This window comes from Bacillus sp. CZDM1 (assembly GCF_055502545.1).
On sequence record NZ_JBUESO010000008.1, the window covers coordinates 72,658 to 86,436 of the forward strand.

13 protein-coding genes are annotated in these 13,779 nt (G+C 35.5%); 4 read left to right on the top strand and 9 right to left on the bottom strand.

The genetic code is table 11. The features are described 5' to 3' along the window. Positions 1 to 32 precede the first annotated feature (32 nt). Positions 33 to 1,271: an amidohydrolase family protein gene (locus tag ACY3XC_RS18385; protein ID WP_464869836.1), complete on the top strand. Its 1,239-nt coding sequence runs from the start codon at positions 33 to 35 to the stop codon at positions 1,269 to 1,271. A 15-nt stretch (positions 1,272 to 1,286) separates the two neighbouring features. After that, on the top strand, positions 1,287 to 2,507 hold the full coding sequence (locus ACY3XC_RS18390; protein WP_464869837.1) for an amidohydrolase family protein: 1,221 nt from the start codon (positions 1,287 to 1,289) through the stop codon (positions 2,505 to 2,507). Positions 2,508 to 2,552: 45 nt separating this feature from the next. Here ACY3XC_RS18390 and ACY3XC_RS18395 read toward each other — a convergent pair whose 3' ends face one another. After that, complete coding sequence (locus ACY3XC_RS18395) at positions 2,553 to 4,262, bottom strand: PucR family transcriptional regulator (protein ID WP_464869838.1); 1,710 nt, start codon at positions 4,260 to 4,262, stop codon at positions 2,553 to 2,555. A 384-nt stretch (positions 4,263 to 4,646) separates the two neighbouring features. On the opposite strand from ACY3XC_RS18395, the gene ACY3XC_RS18400 reads away from it, so the two are divergent. Next, positions 4,647 to 5,930, top strand: coding sequence for a purine/pyrimidine permease (locus ACY3XC_RS18400; RefSeq protein ID WP_464869839.1), 1,284 nt, complete (start codon positions 4,647 to 4,649; stop codon positions 5,928 to 5,930). 89 nt (positions 5,931 to 6,019) lie between these two features. Here ACY3XC_RS18400 and ACY3XC_RS18405 read toward each other — a convergent pair whose 3' ends face one another. The 6 genes from ACY3XC_RS18405 to ACY3XC_RS18430 form a co-directional block, all read right to left on the bottom strand. Continuing rightward, positions 6,020 to 7,096 (bottom strand): putative glycoside hydrolase, encoded by a 1,077-nt coding sequence (locus ACY3XC_RS18405; protein ID WP_464869840.1) that lies wholly within the window; start codon positions 7,094 to 7,096, stop codon positions 6,020 to 6,022. Between the two features lie 244 nt (positions 7,097 to 7,340). After that, complete coding sequence (locus ACY3XC_RS18410) at positions 7,341 to 8,594, bottom strand: DUF445 domain-containing protein (protein ID WP_464869841.1); 1,254 nt, start codon at positions 8,592 to 8,594, stop codon at positions 7,341 to 7,343. 87 nt (positions 8,595 to 8,681) lie between these two features. After that, positions 8,682 to 9,653, bottom strand: coding sequence for an AtpZ/AtpI family protein (locus tag ACY3XC_RS18415; protein WP_464869842.1), 972 nt, complete (start codon positions 9,651 to 9,653; stop codon positions 8,682 to 8,684). A 3-nt stretch (positions 9,654 to 9,656) separates the two neighbouring features. Beyond that, positions 9,657 to 10,043 carry an ATP synthase F0 subunit B gene (locus ACY3XC_RS18420; protein WP_179158215.1) on the bottom strand — a complete coding sequence of 129 codons (387 nt, stop codon included), beginning with the start codon at positions 10,041 to 10,043 and terminating at the stop codon, positions 9,657 to 9,659. Positions 10,044 to 10,098: 55 nt separating this feature from the next. Then, complete coding sequence (gene atpB, locus ACY3XC_RS18425) at positions 10,099 to 10,812, bottom strand: F0F1 ATP synthase subunit A (RefSeq protein WP_464869843.1); 714 nt, start codon at positions 10,810 to 10,812, stop codon at positions 10,099 to 10,101. A 277-nt stretch (positions 10,813 to 11,089) separates the two neighbouring features. After that, on the bottom strand, positions 11,090 to 11,386 hold the full coding sequence (locus tag ACY3XC_RS18430; RefSeq protein WP_179158217.1) for a HesB/YadR/YfhF family protein: 297 nt from the start codon (positions 11,384 to 11,386) through the stop codon (positions 11,090 to 11,092). Positions 11,387 to 11,690: 304 nt separating this feature from the next. Between ACY3XC_RS18430 and ACY3XC_RS18435 the strand changes: the two genes are divergently transcribed. Continuing rightward, complete coding sequence (locus ACY3XC_RS18435; protein ID WP_464869844.1) at positions 11,691 to 12,029, top strand: hypothetical protein; 339 nt, start codon at positions 11,691 to 11,693, stop codon at positions 12,027 to 12,029. A gap of 80 nt (positions 12,030 to 12,109) precedes the next feature. On the opposite strand, the gene ACY3XC_RS18440 is transcribed toward ACY3XC_RS18435, so the two are convergent. Further along, a complete protein-coding gene (locus ACY3XC_RS18440) occupies positions 12,110 to 12,286 on the bottom strand; it encodes a hypothetical protein (protein WP_179158218.1) in 177 nt (58 codons plus the stop codon). A 129-nt stretch (positions 12,287 to 12,415) separates the two neighbouring features. Continuing rightward, positions 12,416 to 13,768 (bottom strand): hemolysin family protein, encoded by a 1,353-nt coding sequence (locus tag ACY3XC_RS18445; protein WP_179158219.1) that lies wholly within the window; start codon positions 13,766 to 13,768, stop codon positions 12,416 to 12,418. Between the last annotated feature and the right edge of the window lie 11 nt (positions 13,769 to 13,779).

Here is a 13,779-nt window from a genome sequence, read left to right on the forward strand (position 1 = left end):
TTTTCCTAATTTTCTTAATAGGAGGAATAGGAATGACTACTTTTTGGTTAACGAATGTCCGTATAGAAAAGGGTTTTAAATACGATAATCATCGTATTGCTGGTACTGAGACGGAAATTTGTCACTTGCAAATTGAGGATGGAAAAATTATCGAAATCACGCAGGAATTACCGAATTCTGATGTAAAACAAATGGATGCAAATCAACAATTGCTGCTCCCATCATTCAGAGATATGCATATTCACATCGATAAAACCTACTATGGCGGACCTTGGAAGGCTTGTACTCCAATCACAAATGGTATTTTTACTAGATTAGAAGAGGAAAAAGAACTCCTTCCAAAACTCCTGCCGACAGCACAGGAACGTGCAGAGAAAATGATTGAACTGTATTTGAAAAATGGCCATACCCATATTCGGACCCACTGTAATGTGGACCCAGTGATAGGTCTTAAAAATCTAGAGGCAACAGTGAACGCCTTGAAAAAATACGAGGATGTTCTGACATATGAAATCGTTGCCTTTCCGCAACATGGATTGTTGAAGAGTGACTCTGTCCAATTGATTCGTGATGCGATGAAGAATGGAGCAACACTTGTTGGCGGAGTTGACCCTGCTACAGTCGATAGAAATATTGAAAAATCTTTATCTACGATATTTGAAATTGCTGTTGAAAACAATAAAGGTGTCGATATCCATTTACATGATCCAAACACTCTAGGAGCATTTACGTTTGAAAGAATGGCCCATTATACGAAAGAAGCTGGCCTAAAAGGCAGAGCTACCATCAGCCATGGAATAGCATTAGCAGATCTTCAAGGAGAGGCACTGAATGAAATGGCCGCAATTTTAAAAGAACAAGAGATTGATGTAACGACTACAGTACCAGTTAATCGTGCAACCATTCCGATACCAACTCTTGATAAGTTTGGTATTTCAGTATCTGTTGGCCATGACAGTATTACGGATCACTGGTCACCTTTTGGCACTGGAAATACTATTCAAAAGCTGGGAACTCTTGCTGAACGATTCCGTATGTCTGATGAATATTCTCTATCTACTGCTTTGAAATTTGGAACAGGTGGAGTTACTCCGCTAAATGAAAAAGGAGAGCGCGTCTGGCCAAAGGTTGGAGATGAAGCTACTATGATGCTGGTAAACGCATCTTGTTCTGCGGAGGCAGTTGCAAGGAGAGCAGCAGTGGAAGCGTTGTTTTTCAAAGGGAAAAAGGTTGAAAGTAAGTTAACAGAATCCAATCCAGTTCAAGTATAAAGGAGGAATGAAAGAATGACTGTTCCATTTTGGTTAACAAATGTAAGATTAGAAACAGGATATGTTCAGGATGAAAAAGGAGTTTACGAAACGAAAACAGAGCTTTTTCATTTGAAAATCGAGAACGGTAAAATTGTAGAGAAGAAATCTAATAGCTTTGCCATTCCACAAGCTGAGAAAACGATTGATGGAAAAGGGCTATTAGCTCTTCCAACATTTAAAGAAATGCACAATCATTTAGATAAAACCTATCTTTCTCTTGATTGGAAGGCACCCATTCCGGCAAAAAGTTTGGAAGAACGTTTACGTTTAGAAGCGATGGAGCTTGAGGAATTAGCTCCAACAGCCAAACAGCGTGCTAGTACTATGATTGAGTTACTGCTATCTCATGGTTCAACACATATCCGGACACATGTTAATGTCGATCCTTATATCGGCTTGAAAAATCTTGAAGGTATTAAAGCGGCGCTTGAGGATTATTCTGATAAGCTTACATATGAAATTGTTGCTTTTCCTCAGCACGGCCTATTAAGAGAAAATGTTATTCCACTGATGAAAGAAGCAATGAGATCGGGGGCACAACTTGTTGGTGGGCTGGATCCAGCAGGGATTGACCGCAATATCGAAAAATCGCTCTATGAAGTGATGAATCTTGCGACCGAATTTGATGCTGATATTGATATTCATTTACATGATGGCGGCCATGTAGGCTTTTATACGGTTGATAAATTTACTGAAATGGTTGAAGAAGCAAAATGGCACAATCGCGCTGCCGTAAGTCATGCTTTTAGCTTAGGGGAGGTGCCGGTACCTCAGCAGGAAGAAATCGCTGATAAATTAAGTACGCTTGGAATGTCGATTATGTCCACAATCCCAATCACAAAATCATTGCCGCCAATTGACCTTTTAGATAAAAAGGGAGTTAACGTCTATTTAGGCTGTGACGGATTCTATGATTCTTGGGGACCTTATGGTACAGGGGATGTATTAGAAAAGGTAACACGCTACGGTGAACTTTATCGAAGAAGTGATGAACGCTCATTAGCACAATCCTTAAAGTTTGCGACGGGCGGTCCAACCCCTTTAACGAATGAAGGTGAAGTAGCCTGGCCACTTCCTGGAGATGAAGCAAGTCTAGTGCTTGTCAATGCATCTTGTTCAGCGGAGGCGGTTGCAAGAACACCGAAGCGTGAGGCAGTTATCTTTAAAGGTAAAATAGTATCAGGACAATTGTAAATTAAATGCCCCGTTAGTTATTAATTAACGGGGCATTGTTTCGTCTTATGAATCTGCGTGAAGTTTCTTATTTAAAAGTCTAAAAATCTTTAATGCTAATTGGATTTGAAGCAGTTCCTCTGAATTCTTTAAATCAGAATTTAATATTTCTTTGATTTTCTCTATTCTATATATGAGTGTGTTCCGGTGCAAGAACATTGCTTTTGATGTTTCGCTGATATTAAGGTTATTCTGAAAATAATTCTCTAATGTAATAATGTAGCTTGTTCCATGTAATTGATCGTTTTCATAAACTTTTCCGAGCCGCTTCATAAAAAATTCTTCTAATTCCAAGTCCTTAATATTGGAATCTAAAAAGTGATAGATAGAATGATCTTCAAAATGAGATACTCCGCCACTATCTTCAAACTTTTGCATTAATCTTATTGATTCATTTGCTTCTGAAAAGCTTTTATGAAGAGAACGAATTGTTCCATACTGTCTGCCAATTCCAATTAAGAAGGTGGAATTGCTTATTTGCTTATTCAGGATACTGTATAGGTTATTCGTGTATTGTTTTGCTTCGTATACAGAAACTGCTGGCCGGTTTTCATGCTGTCCAATTAAGATGATGATTCGATTGTTTCGATGAAAGCAGGTAACTTCTCCGTCTGCTTTATTAGCGTAATCATAAATTAACTCTACACATTTTCTTGCTTTATTCTCCAAGCTAACCCTTCTAGCCACCATATCCTCATACTGCTGAAACTCCTCTGATTCTATATTAATTACAATACAGTAATACATATAATTTGAATGAAGTCCATGCATTTCACTTAGTGTATGGATGGTTTCGCTAGAGGTAATTTTTCCAGTTAGCAAATCATCGAAAAAGTCCTGTCTGATTTTTAACTTTACTTCCTCTATTTCCTTGGCTTTTATCCTTTCAAGTGCAATATTTGTGGATGCCTGTTCTAAAATAATGAAGTCTAATTCAGCCAGTTCTCTCACTGTTTGCCATACAATTATATATCCATAAATAGAGTTTCCTGCTGCAACAGGCAGGATTCTGCATTTTATTTCCATGCCTTCTAAATAATAAATTCGTTTAATCGTCTTTTTTATTTCACTAACATTTTTTGGAACGGAGTCAATGAATTCTTTTGAGAACACGGGTCTATTTTTCACCAAGTCAAAACAGTATGAAAGCGGGACTTTATTATTTACGTGTTCTGTAAAGTCAACTAACTTCCAATCTTCATTTACAAAAATAATCGGATTGTTAATGGTCTCAGATAACATTGTTAATATTCTATCAATTCCGCCGCCTTCTAGTGTAATTCTAAAAAATAAGTTATGAATGTCTAGGGTTTTTCTATTTAATAAATCGTATCTACCTGATGCTTTTTCATTAATAATTGAGATTACTTTTGATAAAGTATATTCAAATGGTAACTCTAGTAAAGGTAATCCAAGTTTGTTTGCTTGGTCGATCATGTTTTGTGGGAGTTCATCAAAATATCTTTTCATTTTGATAACTAGTCCCGCGCAGTTAATGTCTGAAAGCTCCTTAATGATTCGATTCTGTAATTCTTTATTGTCTTTAAAGATATATCCTGTAGATAAAAGCAGTTCATTTGGTGAAAGCCAGTCGAAAGCCTCAGGATTTTCAATAATATTAACAATGGTTATCTCATTATTAATCCCTTTTTCCCCAGCTACTATTTTTAATCCATCAATGGCTTTAATTTTAATAAGGTCCTTAACAGTCAACAATCTGTACACATCCTAAATTATCATTTCATTACTATTAATTGTACAACATGCTCAAATGAATTCAAGTCTTTTTGGTTCCGTTAAACAATGACGATTATAGGAACTAGAATTAAAATGGTATATAGAATAAGGGGTAGAATGCTATTATTACCTACTCCTATGCTTAAAAGTATTCTTTTTATTAAAAAGGAGGTATATTTACCCTGTAGGTATCTTTAGTCATGCTAAACATAAGTTATTGTGCATATCGCCTAGTTGAATTGGTATTATTTTGGGCATGATAACCATAAAATATTAAAAGTTTTTTAAAGCTTTGTTTTTTTACTGCTATATATGATCCGAACTTTGACACTTTTAGAAATTTGAAAGGTTACTAAATCCCCTATGAATACAGAAAACAAATACTTAAGTGGGTTTCAATGGTTTGTCTATTTGCTGGCAAATTCTATTGCACTTCCAATTGTAATTGGAAATGTATTTCAGCTTACTGCATCTGAAATATCAGCCTTAATGCAGCGAACTTTTTTTATCGTCGGGCTTAGTTCGTTTATGCAGGCGAAATTCGGCCATCGATTTCCCATTGCAGATGGGCCAGCCGGTTCTTGGGTAAGTATTTTTGTTATTTTTGCAAGTATTGGCACGCAGCAAGGAATGACCATGATCGAGACATTACAAACACTTGAGGCTGGTTTAATCGTTGCTGGATTATTATTATTTATACTAGGGATAACAAAATGGGTTAAACATTTATTGTTTCTCTTTACACCAATTGTAACTGGCACGTTTCTGTTTATTTTAGCCATCCAATTAAGTGGAGTCTTTATTAAAGGGATGGTGTCAATAGATAACAGGACCGGACAGATGGATGTGGTCAGCTTTCTCCTCTCTATTATTGTTTTTTTTATTATTATTATATTTTCTTCAAAAGCTAAAGGCTGGATAAAGAGCTATGCCATCTTATTAGGAATCTTAGCAGGGTGGATTACATTTATTGTTTTTGGAAAAGGTCATCTTAGCATTTCAATTTATACTGATTTTATTGAGCTCCCGGAAATTTTCCCATGGGGTTTTCCAAAAATAACTGGCGGTGTATTGGTTACAGCTATTTTATTCACCTTTTTACTCGTTTCTAATACATTTGCTGCCATTTCTGCTGCAGAGGAATCAATTCCAAATAATAAAGGACAATTCCATGAAAAACTTATTCGGGGAACGTGGATAGGGGGAGTTTCTCATCTTTTTTCTGCAGTATTCTCAACAATTGCTGTTGTACCATTGCCAGCTACAGCCGGTTTTGTTAGATTAACAAAACAATATCGTATTATTCCTTTTCTGTTTGCTTGTGGGATTATGGTAATCATTTCATTGTCTCCAAGTATTGTTGGGTTGTTGGCCACCTTACCTTTACCAGTAGCCAGCGCAGCACTTCTAGCCACACTAATCGAGATGCTGGGAATAGCAATTCGTTCACTGACAAAACAGCCGTTAAATGACAGGAATATTACTATTATTGGGATATCTTTACTATTTGGTATTGGAGTCATGTTTTTACCCGATGAGACCTTTAACGGTCTTCCATATACCTTTCAAAATATAGGTAAAAATGGTTTATTAGTAGGAACATTTCTAGTGATTATTTTTGAACAACTTTGGAAACCAAAAAATTAAGCTGCAGAGGCAAATGTTTCTGCAGCTTCACTATTTTGAGTGCTGATAGAGAAAATAAATCACCCGATCTATTGATTATTGAACTTACATTAATAGGGTGTATAATCAACGTTTGGCGTATAGTTATTGGTTGCATTCCATAACAAGTACTCATTGATTCCCTGTGTATGTAAAGCTCGGATTTGATCTTCTACTTCTTTCTTGCCATAGACCTTATAATTACCATTTCCAAGCCAAGAAGCAGTAAAATCTTGCAGCCATGGCCGAGATATTGGGGGATTATTTAACTTCTTTAATCGTTCATTTTCAACCTTAGCATAGCCCTCAACGAGGTGATAGGGCTGTAAATCAGGCTTTTGAATACCAAATATGGCGGTCCAATGACTTGGATAAATCATCGCAGAAATAACATCAACGTTCTGAGCGATATTTGTGAAATTCTGGCCAATTCCTGCTGCCTCATGAATGACGGTTGCATTTCCAAAGACATCGACTGAAACCTTCACATTATAGGGCTTGAGTTTTTCTTTAGCGTATCTTACAAACTGGCTTACAGCTGCAACCCTATTTCCTTTAAATGCCGATTTATCGTAGACAAGTTGGTTTTCTACCTTTTCAAACTTCTCAGGAAATCGTACATAATCAAATTGAATTTCTTTAAATCCAATTCTTACTGCTTCCATAGCTATCCCGATATTATAATCCCAAACTTCCTTAAGAAAGGGGTTAGTGAAGGAATCTCCCCGGGCATTTTTCCATATTCCATTAGTGGTTTTATAAGATAAATTTGAATTCTTATTTGCTAATACATTGTCCTTAAAGACGACAATTCTGGCGATTGGGTAGATGTTATTCTTTTTTAATGTGTTCATGAGTGAAGAAGGATTTGGAATGTATGGACGTCCTATTGTGTAATAGGGTGATTTTTTTGAAGGGATGAAGGTAAGATTCCCATGATCATCTTTAATATCAATGACCATTGCGTTTAAATCGGTGCTGTTAACGAGTGAAAGCAATTGGTTAAATATAGGTTTATTTGTATTTGGAGCATTTACATAGATACCTCTGATAGGTCCTGGAAATGGTTTAGACGCTAGAACTATTTCATGAAATGGAGGGCTGAAGGTTAAAAGGATGACAAAAAGAGTTAATAAATATTTTCTCATAACAAAAGCTCCTTTGTTATTTATTACTTAATAGGTTGTGCATTAAAGGTGATTTTTATAAAAAAAAGCTATCTTGAAGATCAAGATAGCCCAATTTTTATAATAAATTAGTCCGTTGATTTGGGCTCCGGGCGCTACGCTTTCCGCGGGCGGTCCGGGGAGCCTCTTCGGCGCTGAAGCGCCCTCCGCACAAATCAACTTAGTTAAACTAATTAATATTCACCTTTTAATACAGTCTGCATTTTTAAAAAATCAATTTCAATCCTACTAGGATTAGGCCGATTAGGAATCCGCAGACGGCGCCGTTTACTCGGATCCATTGCAGGTCCTTTCCAACATTATTTTCTATCATGTCAATGAGAGTTTCATTATCCAATTTTTCTAAGTTCTCCTCAACAAGCTTTCCAATTTTCGCATGATTATTATCCACAAAGATAGAAATTTGATCCTGAATCCAAGCCTCAATAGCCTCGACTTTTTCATTATCTGCTTTCAGGTTTTCAAGTGCCTTGGATAAGAGAGGGAGGAGATATTCGTAAAAGTTAGGTGCTTTGATAAGGGAACTTGCTTTTTGTTTTAACTGTTCAACAAATTCCGTGATTTTATCCTCTAACTGCCATTCTGAAATCATTTGTTCCTTTATGGTGTTTAATTCCAAAGCGAGATTTTCGTCGGATTTAATATCTTGTAGTTTTGTGTTTATATGAAAAAGTAAGGTTTGCCTATTTGGATTAAAAGGGTCACTAAAGCTTTTTACACCTTTTTGTATAAGACCTTGAATAATATTCCCTAATTTTTCCTCATTTACAATGTTCGTAAATGATTTAAGTGCAAATTGCATAAAACCATCTGCTTTGATATTTTCAAGTGCATCCACTGCCATCCTGCCAAGTCTTTCTTTTGTACTTTCCTTTTTTGCCCAGTCATCTACTTCTTTTAGGATGAAATCGAGTGCTTTTTCATCATACTTCCTATTTAGCAGTTGATCAATGGCTGTGGGAAGGTAGTTACTTACGTCTAAATCTTTAAGCTTTAATTTTAATTCTTCTGAGATGATGGGTGCCAGCTTTTTACTGTCAATAGAATGAAGTAAATGTTGAATCAAGTTAACAACAGCATTTCTCACAGGCTGTCCGCTTAACGAATTCTGTGCTAAATGAAATAGTTTCTCGGTAAATGAAATGCTCGATATTTTTTTTCTAATGCTTTCTTTCGTGAGCCAATCATTTTCAAGCATTGAAATAATTGCAGCTATAATTCTTTTGCGATTTTTTGGTAAAAGTGCTGTATGAGGTATTGGTATACCAAGAGGGTGACGAAATAATGCAGTAACTGCAAACCAATCGGCAAGTCCTCCGACCAACCCTGCTTCAAATCCCCCTTGAAGGATTATTCCCCATAGGGAATCCTGAAAAGGGAAGGTCGCGACAAAACCTAATCCCATTACAGCTAGAGAAATCGTCGCTAAGTGCTTCGATTTATTCTTTTTTCTCGACATCTTTGAATCCCTCATTTTTTTACTAAAGTATGCTTGCTAATGCTATTATCTCAATATCGCAAAAAAAAGCAAAAAAAAACTCCTATCTTAATGAGAGGAGTTTTCCATTTTTCTCTTTTCAGGTTTAATATGTGTAATAAGCCCATCCAATTCCGTGATATAAAACTGTGTTTCGGGTGCAGATTTCAAATATTTTTCTTGAAGTAATTGGTAATAGTTAACTCTTCGATTTGGATCAAAGCGCAGCATTGGGTATTCCTTGCGCTCCTTTACGAACAAGTCTACTGCTTTTTGTACCATATCCATTTCAGCAGGAATTTTCTTGTCTTTTTCTTCAAAAAGATCATAGGTTTCTTTAGACATATAATACTTCTTGGAAGGAAGCCCGCCTAGAATATTGGCCAGCTGTTTAAAATCGATACTGTTATCCTCCTGAATAATTATCGTACGGTATACACCTTTTGGCAGGTTATCAGAAAATTGTCTCACAGCTTTCCGAACTTGATCAATGGTAACATCAATCATAGGATAGTCAGTAGTTTCATTTTGTTCTCTTTGTACGTCATAATCTTTCTGAGAAGTGTCTTTTACAGGTGTTTTAAAATACTTTTGGACCATTACGTACCCTGTAAGTCCTCCAATTCCAATTCCAATAAAAGTAAATATAACGGTTAACCACGGTTGGAAACCGTATTGGGCATCTAAGAAAGATCCAATTTTATAAAACCCGAAGACCGTTAAGGCGATTGTTAATCCAAATACCATATTGAGTGAAAGGGTTTTCATTAAAAAATTTGAAAACTCGTTCCAATGTTGATCGTTAAAGTTTTTTTCATTGTTAAGAAATTTTCTTACCTCCTTTTTCATTTCTTCAGACACCTTGTTTTCTTCGAAGAAGGACTCTAAATATTCACTTTTCGTTTTTTCATTATTTTTTAAAATACAAGCTGTTTTTTCTGTTTTTCCTTTTGTGTAATGAACGTAAATAAATTTTTCTTCAAAACCCAATTCAAGATTCTCAGTTACTCTGCCTAAGTACTTGGTAAACTTGTGTCTCATATTTTACGCCCCCTTACTATCTTTATGCACAAATGATTGGGAACGGAATGATTTCTCTTTCACTTCCATTAGTATTTCTTTAGCCTGTGCTTTAGCGTCCAAAATCATTAATCTGGCTTCGTGTTCACTATGCCTCATTATTTCCCTGGCGTCTTTTCTAGCTTGATTAAGAACTTCGGCACTAAGTTCCAAATTTTTCTCAGCTTCCTGCTTATATTGGTCTGTTAATTGAAGCTGATTTTCAATATGTTGTTTTCTACTATCCAAGACTTCAACTAACTTCTTGAAAACAAGTTTCTTTAAAATAAAGACTAAAACAGTAAAAATAAGAGCTTGATAAATCATGGTTCCAAAAGAGATGGGAAGTCCAAACAGTGTAATATCACCCATAGTAATTCAACTCCTTTCATTTTATTTGTTTACTTCCGCTTTTCGTATTTTCTTTTTATGTTAAGCGGTGAGCAATATAAACCATTGTAAGTGTTACAAATATGTAAGCCTGAATAGCACCGATGAAGACACAAAATGCCTGCCAAATGAGGAGGGGAATAGCAGCTAGTGAAGCGACTGCGAATCCATGGGTTACAGCACCAGCAAGGAGAGCAAGCATTACTTCCCCAGCATATATATTACCAAATAATCTTAGCCCTAAGGTTAAAGTTGTAGCAAATTGTTCCAGGATATTAATGGCAAACAAGGCTTTAAAGGGTTTGAAAAAGCTGCGCAAATAATGTTTAAATCCATGTAGACGAATGTCAATGAAATGTGTGTAGGCAATGATCATGATGGCTAATGTCATGGTAACATGAGCATCTGCGGTCGGGGAGCGCCACCATGAAACAGGGTGTTCTTCAATGGTTATGATTGAAAAGGGGACGCCTAAAAGATTGGCAATAAACAAATACATTAAAAGAGATACCCCAGTGGACAAAATAAATAAATTATTGTTTGGTCCCATTGAATTATTCATGATATCCCTAACAAAGTCCATGATCCATTCCATAAAGTTTTGCCATTTTTTAGGTATACCTTCGGTGAGGTTTCTTGTAGCAAGGTAAGCAATGAAAAAGACCAGAATGGCAGCGATGGTGGTGGTCAAAATGATGGATAAATCGAAGGTCAAATTAAAAAGTACTGCTTGTGGCCTAGAATGTTCCATGATGTCTAACCCCTTTCTATAATAGGTTAAATAAGCTTTACTGCTTAAGATATAGGAAATATTTACTAGGTTAGCGCTTTCATTATAAGGCCAATCAAATATTATTGCACCATAGTTAACAATTTATTGCTAATTTTCAGAATTATAAAGTTAGCAAGGTTACAAACAATTTTAATGTATAGTTGATTATACAATTTATTTTGATTGGAATAGTAATAATAAAGGAATAAGGGCAGCCAGTTAAGGTGGCTGCCCTTAGTTGTTTTTTGGAGGAGAACTAGTTTACCGCCATAGTTTCCTTAAAAGTTATTTGAATTTCATTCATTTCATCGTTAAATGATAGACAGGTTTCAGTATCCTCAAAGAACCATACATCATTTCCTTCAACATAGAAGTTAATCCCATTAATTTCTTTCGTAAAGCCAACATTTGTTGGTGCCTCTGCTGAAAATGCAAGGCTAAAGCCCTTGTTTTTTTCACCGAAACCACTGTATCGCGGAAACATTCTTACGGTATTGATCTCAAATTCACTTGTAAACCACTTTGCAGCTTTTTCATCAATTGAAATTAACATATAAAATGCACCAACCTTTTCAAAATGGTAATATCCAAAACTAAGATTGAAAACCCGGGAAATGTAAAAGAACTATTATCATTTCTTATGATATTAGATTAAGGCTTTTTATTAGAATTGCATGTGACATTTTTCACGAGGATACCTATTAGAAGGCTGATTTTATAAATCGTTCATATTTCTGCAATAATCATTTTAAATGGTGGATACTAAAATAAAAATCGTTCAGTATTGTTTTGGAATTTGTAACATATTTAAATTGTTAAAGATGATAAAATATACTTACTACGAAAAGGGAGTTATTATGATGGAGCATAAACTTGATAAATTGACAGAGGACATATCCGATATAAAAACGTTAATTCATACTTTTAATAAAACCTTAGAAAATATTGAGCACAGACTTTCTCGATTAGAACAAATGGATAGTATTGAGCATCGAGTAGAGGTTAACCAGATTGACTTATCAGATATAAAAGAATCCCTGCAGCGTATTGAAGAAGTACAGAGTACTGTAGTAAAGGAAATAAAGAATCATTCAGGAAAAGGTGAGGATATCCAATATATTAATCGACGTCTGGATTCACACCTCATTAAATTAGCCCGAGCAGAAGAAGATATCATAATCTTAAAAAACAAATAATTACAATGAAAAAAGATCAGAAGTAAATTCTGACCTTTTTTCATTTGATATTTTATAAAAAAATGTAACCGTTTACAAAATTATTTAAATAGTGATTTAACACCTTTAAATAGTAGTGCTGAAGAAAAGATAATGATTGCTAATGCGCCAACGATATCAAAAACTGGACCTAAGAAACTTAAAAATGATACCGGCTCAAAGCTCATTAAGGCAAAGCCAGAAAGTATAGACGCTAAAAATAAGAAAATTAATTCCATCGTAATTTCTCCCCCCTTTAGTTTAGAATATGTTTTCAAAGGGGGGGGTGATTGGATTATAGAAGTAATATTACAATTTTATTACAAAAAAACAGACCAAAATTGGCCTGTTTTTTTTCGGGTCTGTTTTTAGGAGAGTACCTCTGTTTGTGGTAAGGAAATTTTATTTTCGCTTGGTTCCTCTTCATTGATTTTCTTTGTTACCTCAATATACTTAATGTGATGCTCCTCCATATCGAGTATTTTAAAGCTATATGATTCGTGATGGATGGAGTCTCCTTCTTTTGCTTCATAATTTTCAGTTAATATCCAGCCGCCAATAGTGTCTATATCTTCATCATCAATGTCGACTCCCAACAAGTCATTGACTTCTGTAACTAAAACCTTAGAGTCGATAATATAGTGATGTTCCTTAATTTTACGTATCATAGGTATTTCATCGGAATCAAATTCATCGCGGATTTCACCAACAATTTCCTCGAGAATATCTTCAACTGTAACTAATCCCGATGTTCCGCCATATTCATCCATTAATATAGCCATATGCATTCGATCTTTCTGCATTTTGACGAGTAAATCATGAATGGGAATCGTTTCAATTACTCTAATAATTGGGCGGGTATAATGCTCCAGCGTTTTAGTTGAAAGGGTTTCTTTACTAATTAAATCTGTCACCATTTCTTTAATATTAACTAGACCAATGATATGGTCTTTATCACCATCAATAATCGGATATCTCGTATATTTTTCCTCGCGAATTACTTGGAGAAAAGTATCTAACGTATCATCTTTCGACAATGAAACGATTTCCGTCCGGGGAACCATAATTTCTTTGGCAATCCGGTTATCAAATTCAAAAATTTTATTTACATACTTAAACTCAGATTGGTTAATTTCGCCGCTTTTATAGCTTTCAGAAAGGATAATTCGAAGCTCTTCCTCTGTATGTGCCATTTCGCTTTCAGAGACTGGCTTAAGACCAAAAATGCTCGTTACGATCCGTGCTGACCCATTTAATAACCAAATAAAGGGATACATCACTTTATAAAAGAGAATTAAAGGCCGTGACATAAGCAGAGTAATCATTTCAGCTTTCTGTATAGCCAGTGTTTTAGGTGCAAGCTCTCCTACGACAACATGTAAAAATGTAATTGTCGCGAAGGCAATCCCAATCGATAAGATGTGGGAAACACCTTCAGGGATCTCCAGCCCATTAAAAAGGGGAGCGAGTAAATGCTCAATCGTTGATTCCCCAATCCAACCTAAAGCCAGGGCAGTAATGGTAATTCCTAACTGACAGGCTGAAAGATATTCATCCAGGTTTGAAATTACTTTTTTTGCTGAAATAGCACTCGAATTACCTTCTTCAATTAACTGATCAATTCTTGAACTTCGAATCTTGACAATAGCAAACTCTGAAGTTACAAAAAAGGCAGTTAAAGCAATTAAAATGGCTATTATAACCAAGTTAAATATGTCCAAATAAGTTCCCT

Bases quoted from the DNA above. Each gene is read 5' to 3' on its own strand.
- ACY3XC_RS18385 (WP_464869836.1), top strand. From the start codon at position 33: ATGACTACTTTTTGGTTAACGAATGTCCGTATAGAAAAGGGTTTTAAA.
- ACY3XC_RS18390 (WP_464869837.1), top strand. From the start codon at position 1,287: ATGACTGTTCCATTTTGGTTAACAAATGTAAGATTAGAAACAGGATAT.
- ACY3XC_RS18400 (WP_464869839.1), top strand. From the start codon at position 4,647: ATGAATACAGAAAACAAATACTTAAGTGGGTTTCAATGGTTTGTCTAT.
- ACY3XC_RS18405 (WP_464869840.1), bottom strand. From the start codon at position 7,096: ATGAGAAAATATTTATTAACTCTTTTTGTCATCCTTTTAACCTTCAGC.
- ACY3XC_RS18410 (WP_464869841.1), bottom strand. From the start codon at position 8,594: ATGTCGAGAAAAAAGAATAAATCGAAGCACTTAGCGACGATTTCTCTA.
- ACY3XC_RS18415 (WP_464869842.1), bottom strand. From the start codon at position 9,653: ATGAGACACAAGTTTACCAAGTACTTAGGCAGAGTAACTGAGAATCTT.
- ACY3XC_RS18420 (WP_179158215.1), bottom strand. From the start codon at position 10,043: ATGGGTGATATTACACTGTTTGGACTTCCCATCTCTTTTGGAACCATG.
- atpB (WP_464869843.1), bottom strand. From the start codon at position 10,812: ATGGAACATTCTAGGCCACAAGCAGTACTTTTTAATTTGACCTTCGAT.
- ACY3XC_RS18430 (WP_179158217.1), bottom strand. From the start codon at position 11,386: ATGTTAATTTCAATTGATGAAAAAGCTGCAAAGTGGTTTACAAGTGAA.
- ACY3XC_RS18435 (WP_464869844.1), top strand. From the start codon at position 11,691: ATGATGGAGCATAAACTTGATAAATTGACAGAGGACATATCCGATATA.
- ACY3XC_RS18440 (WP_179158218.1), bottom strand. From the start codon at position 12,286: ATGGAATTAATTTTCTTATTTTTAGCGTCTATACTTTCTGGCTTTGCC.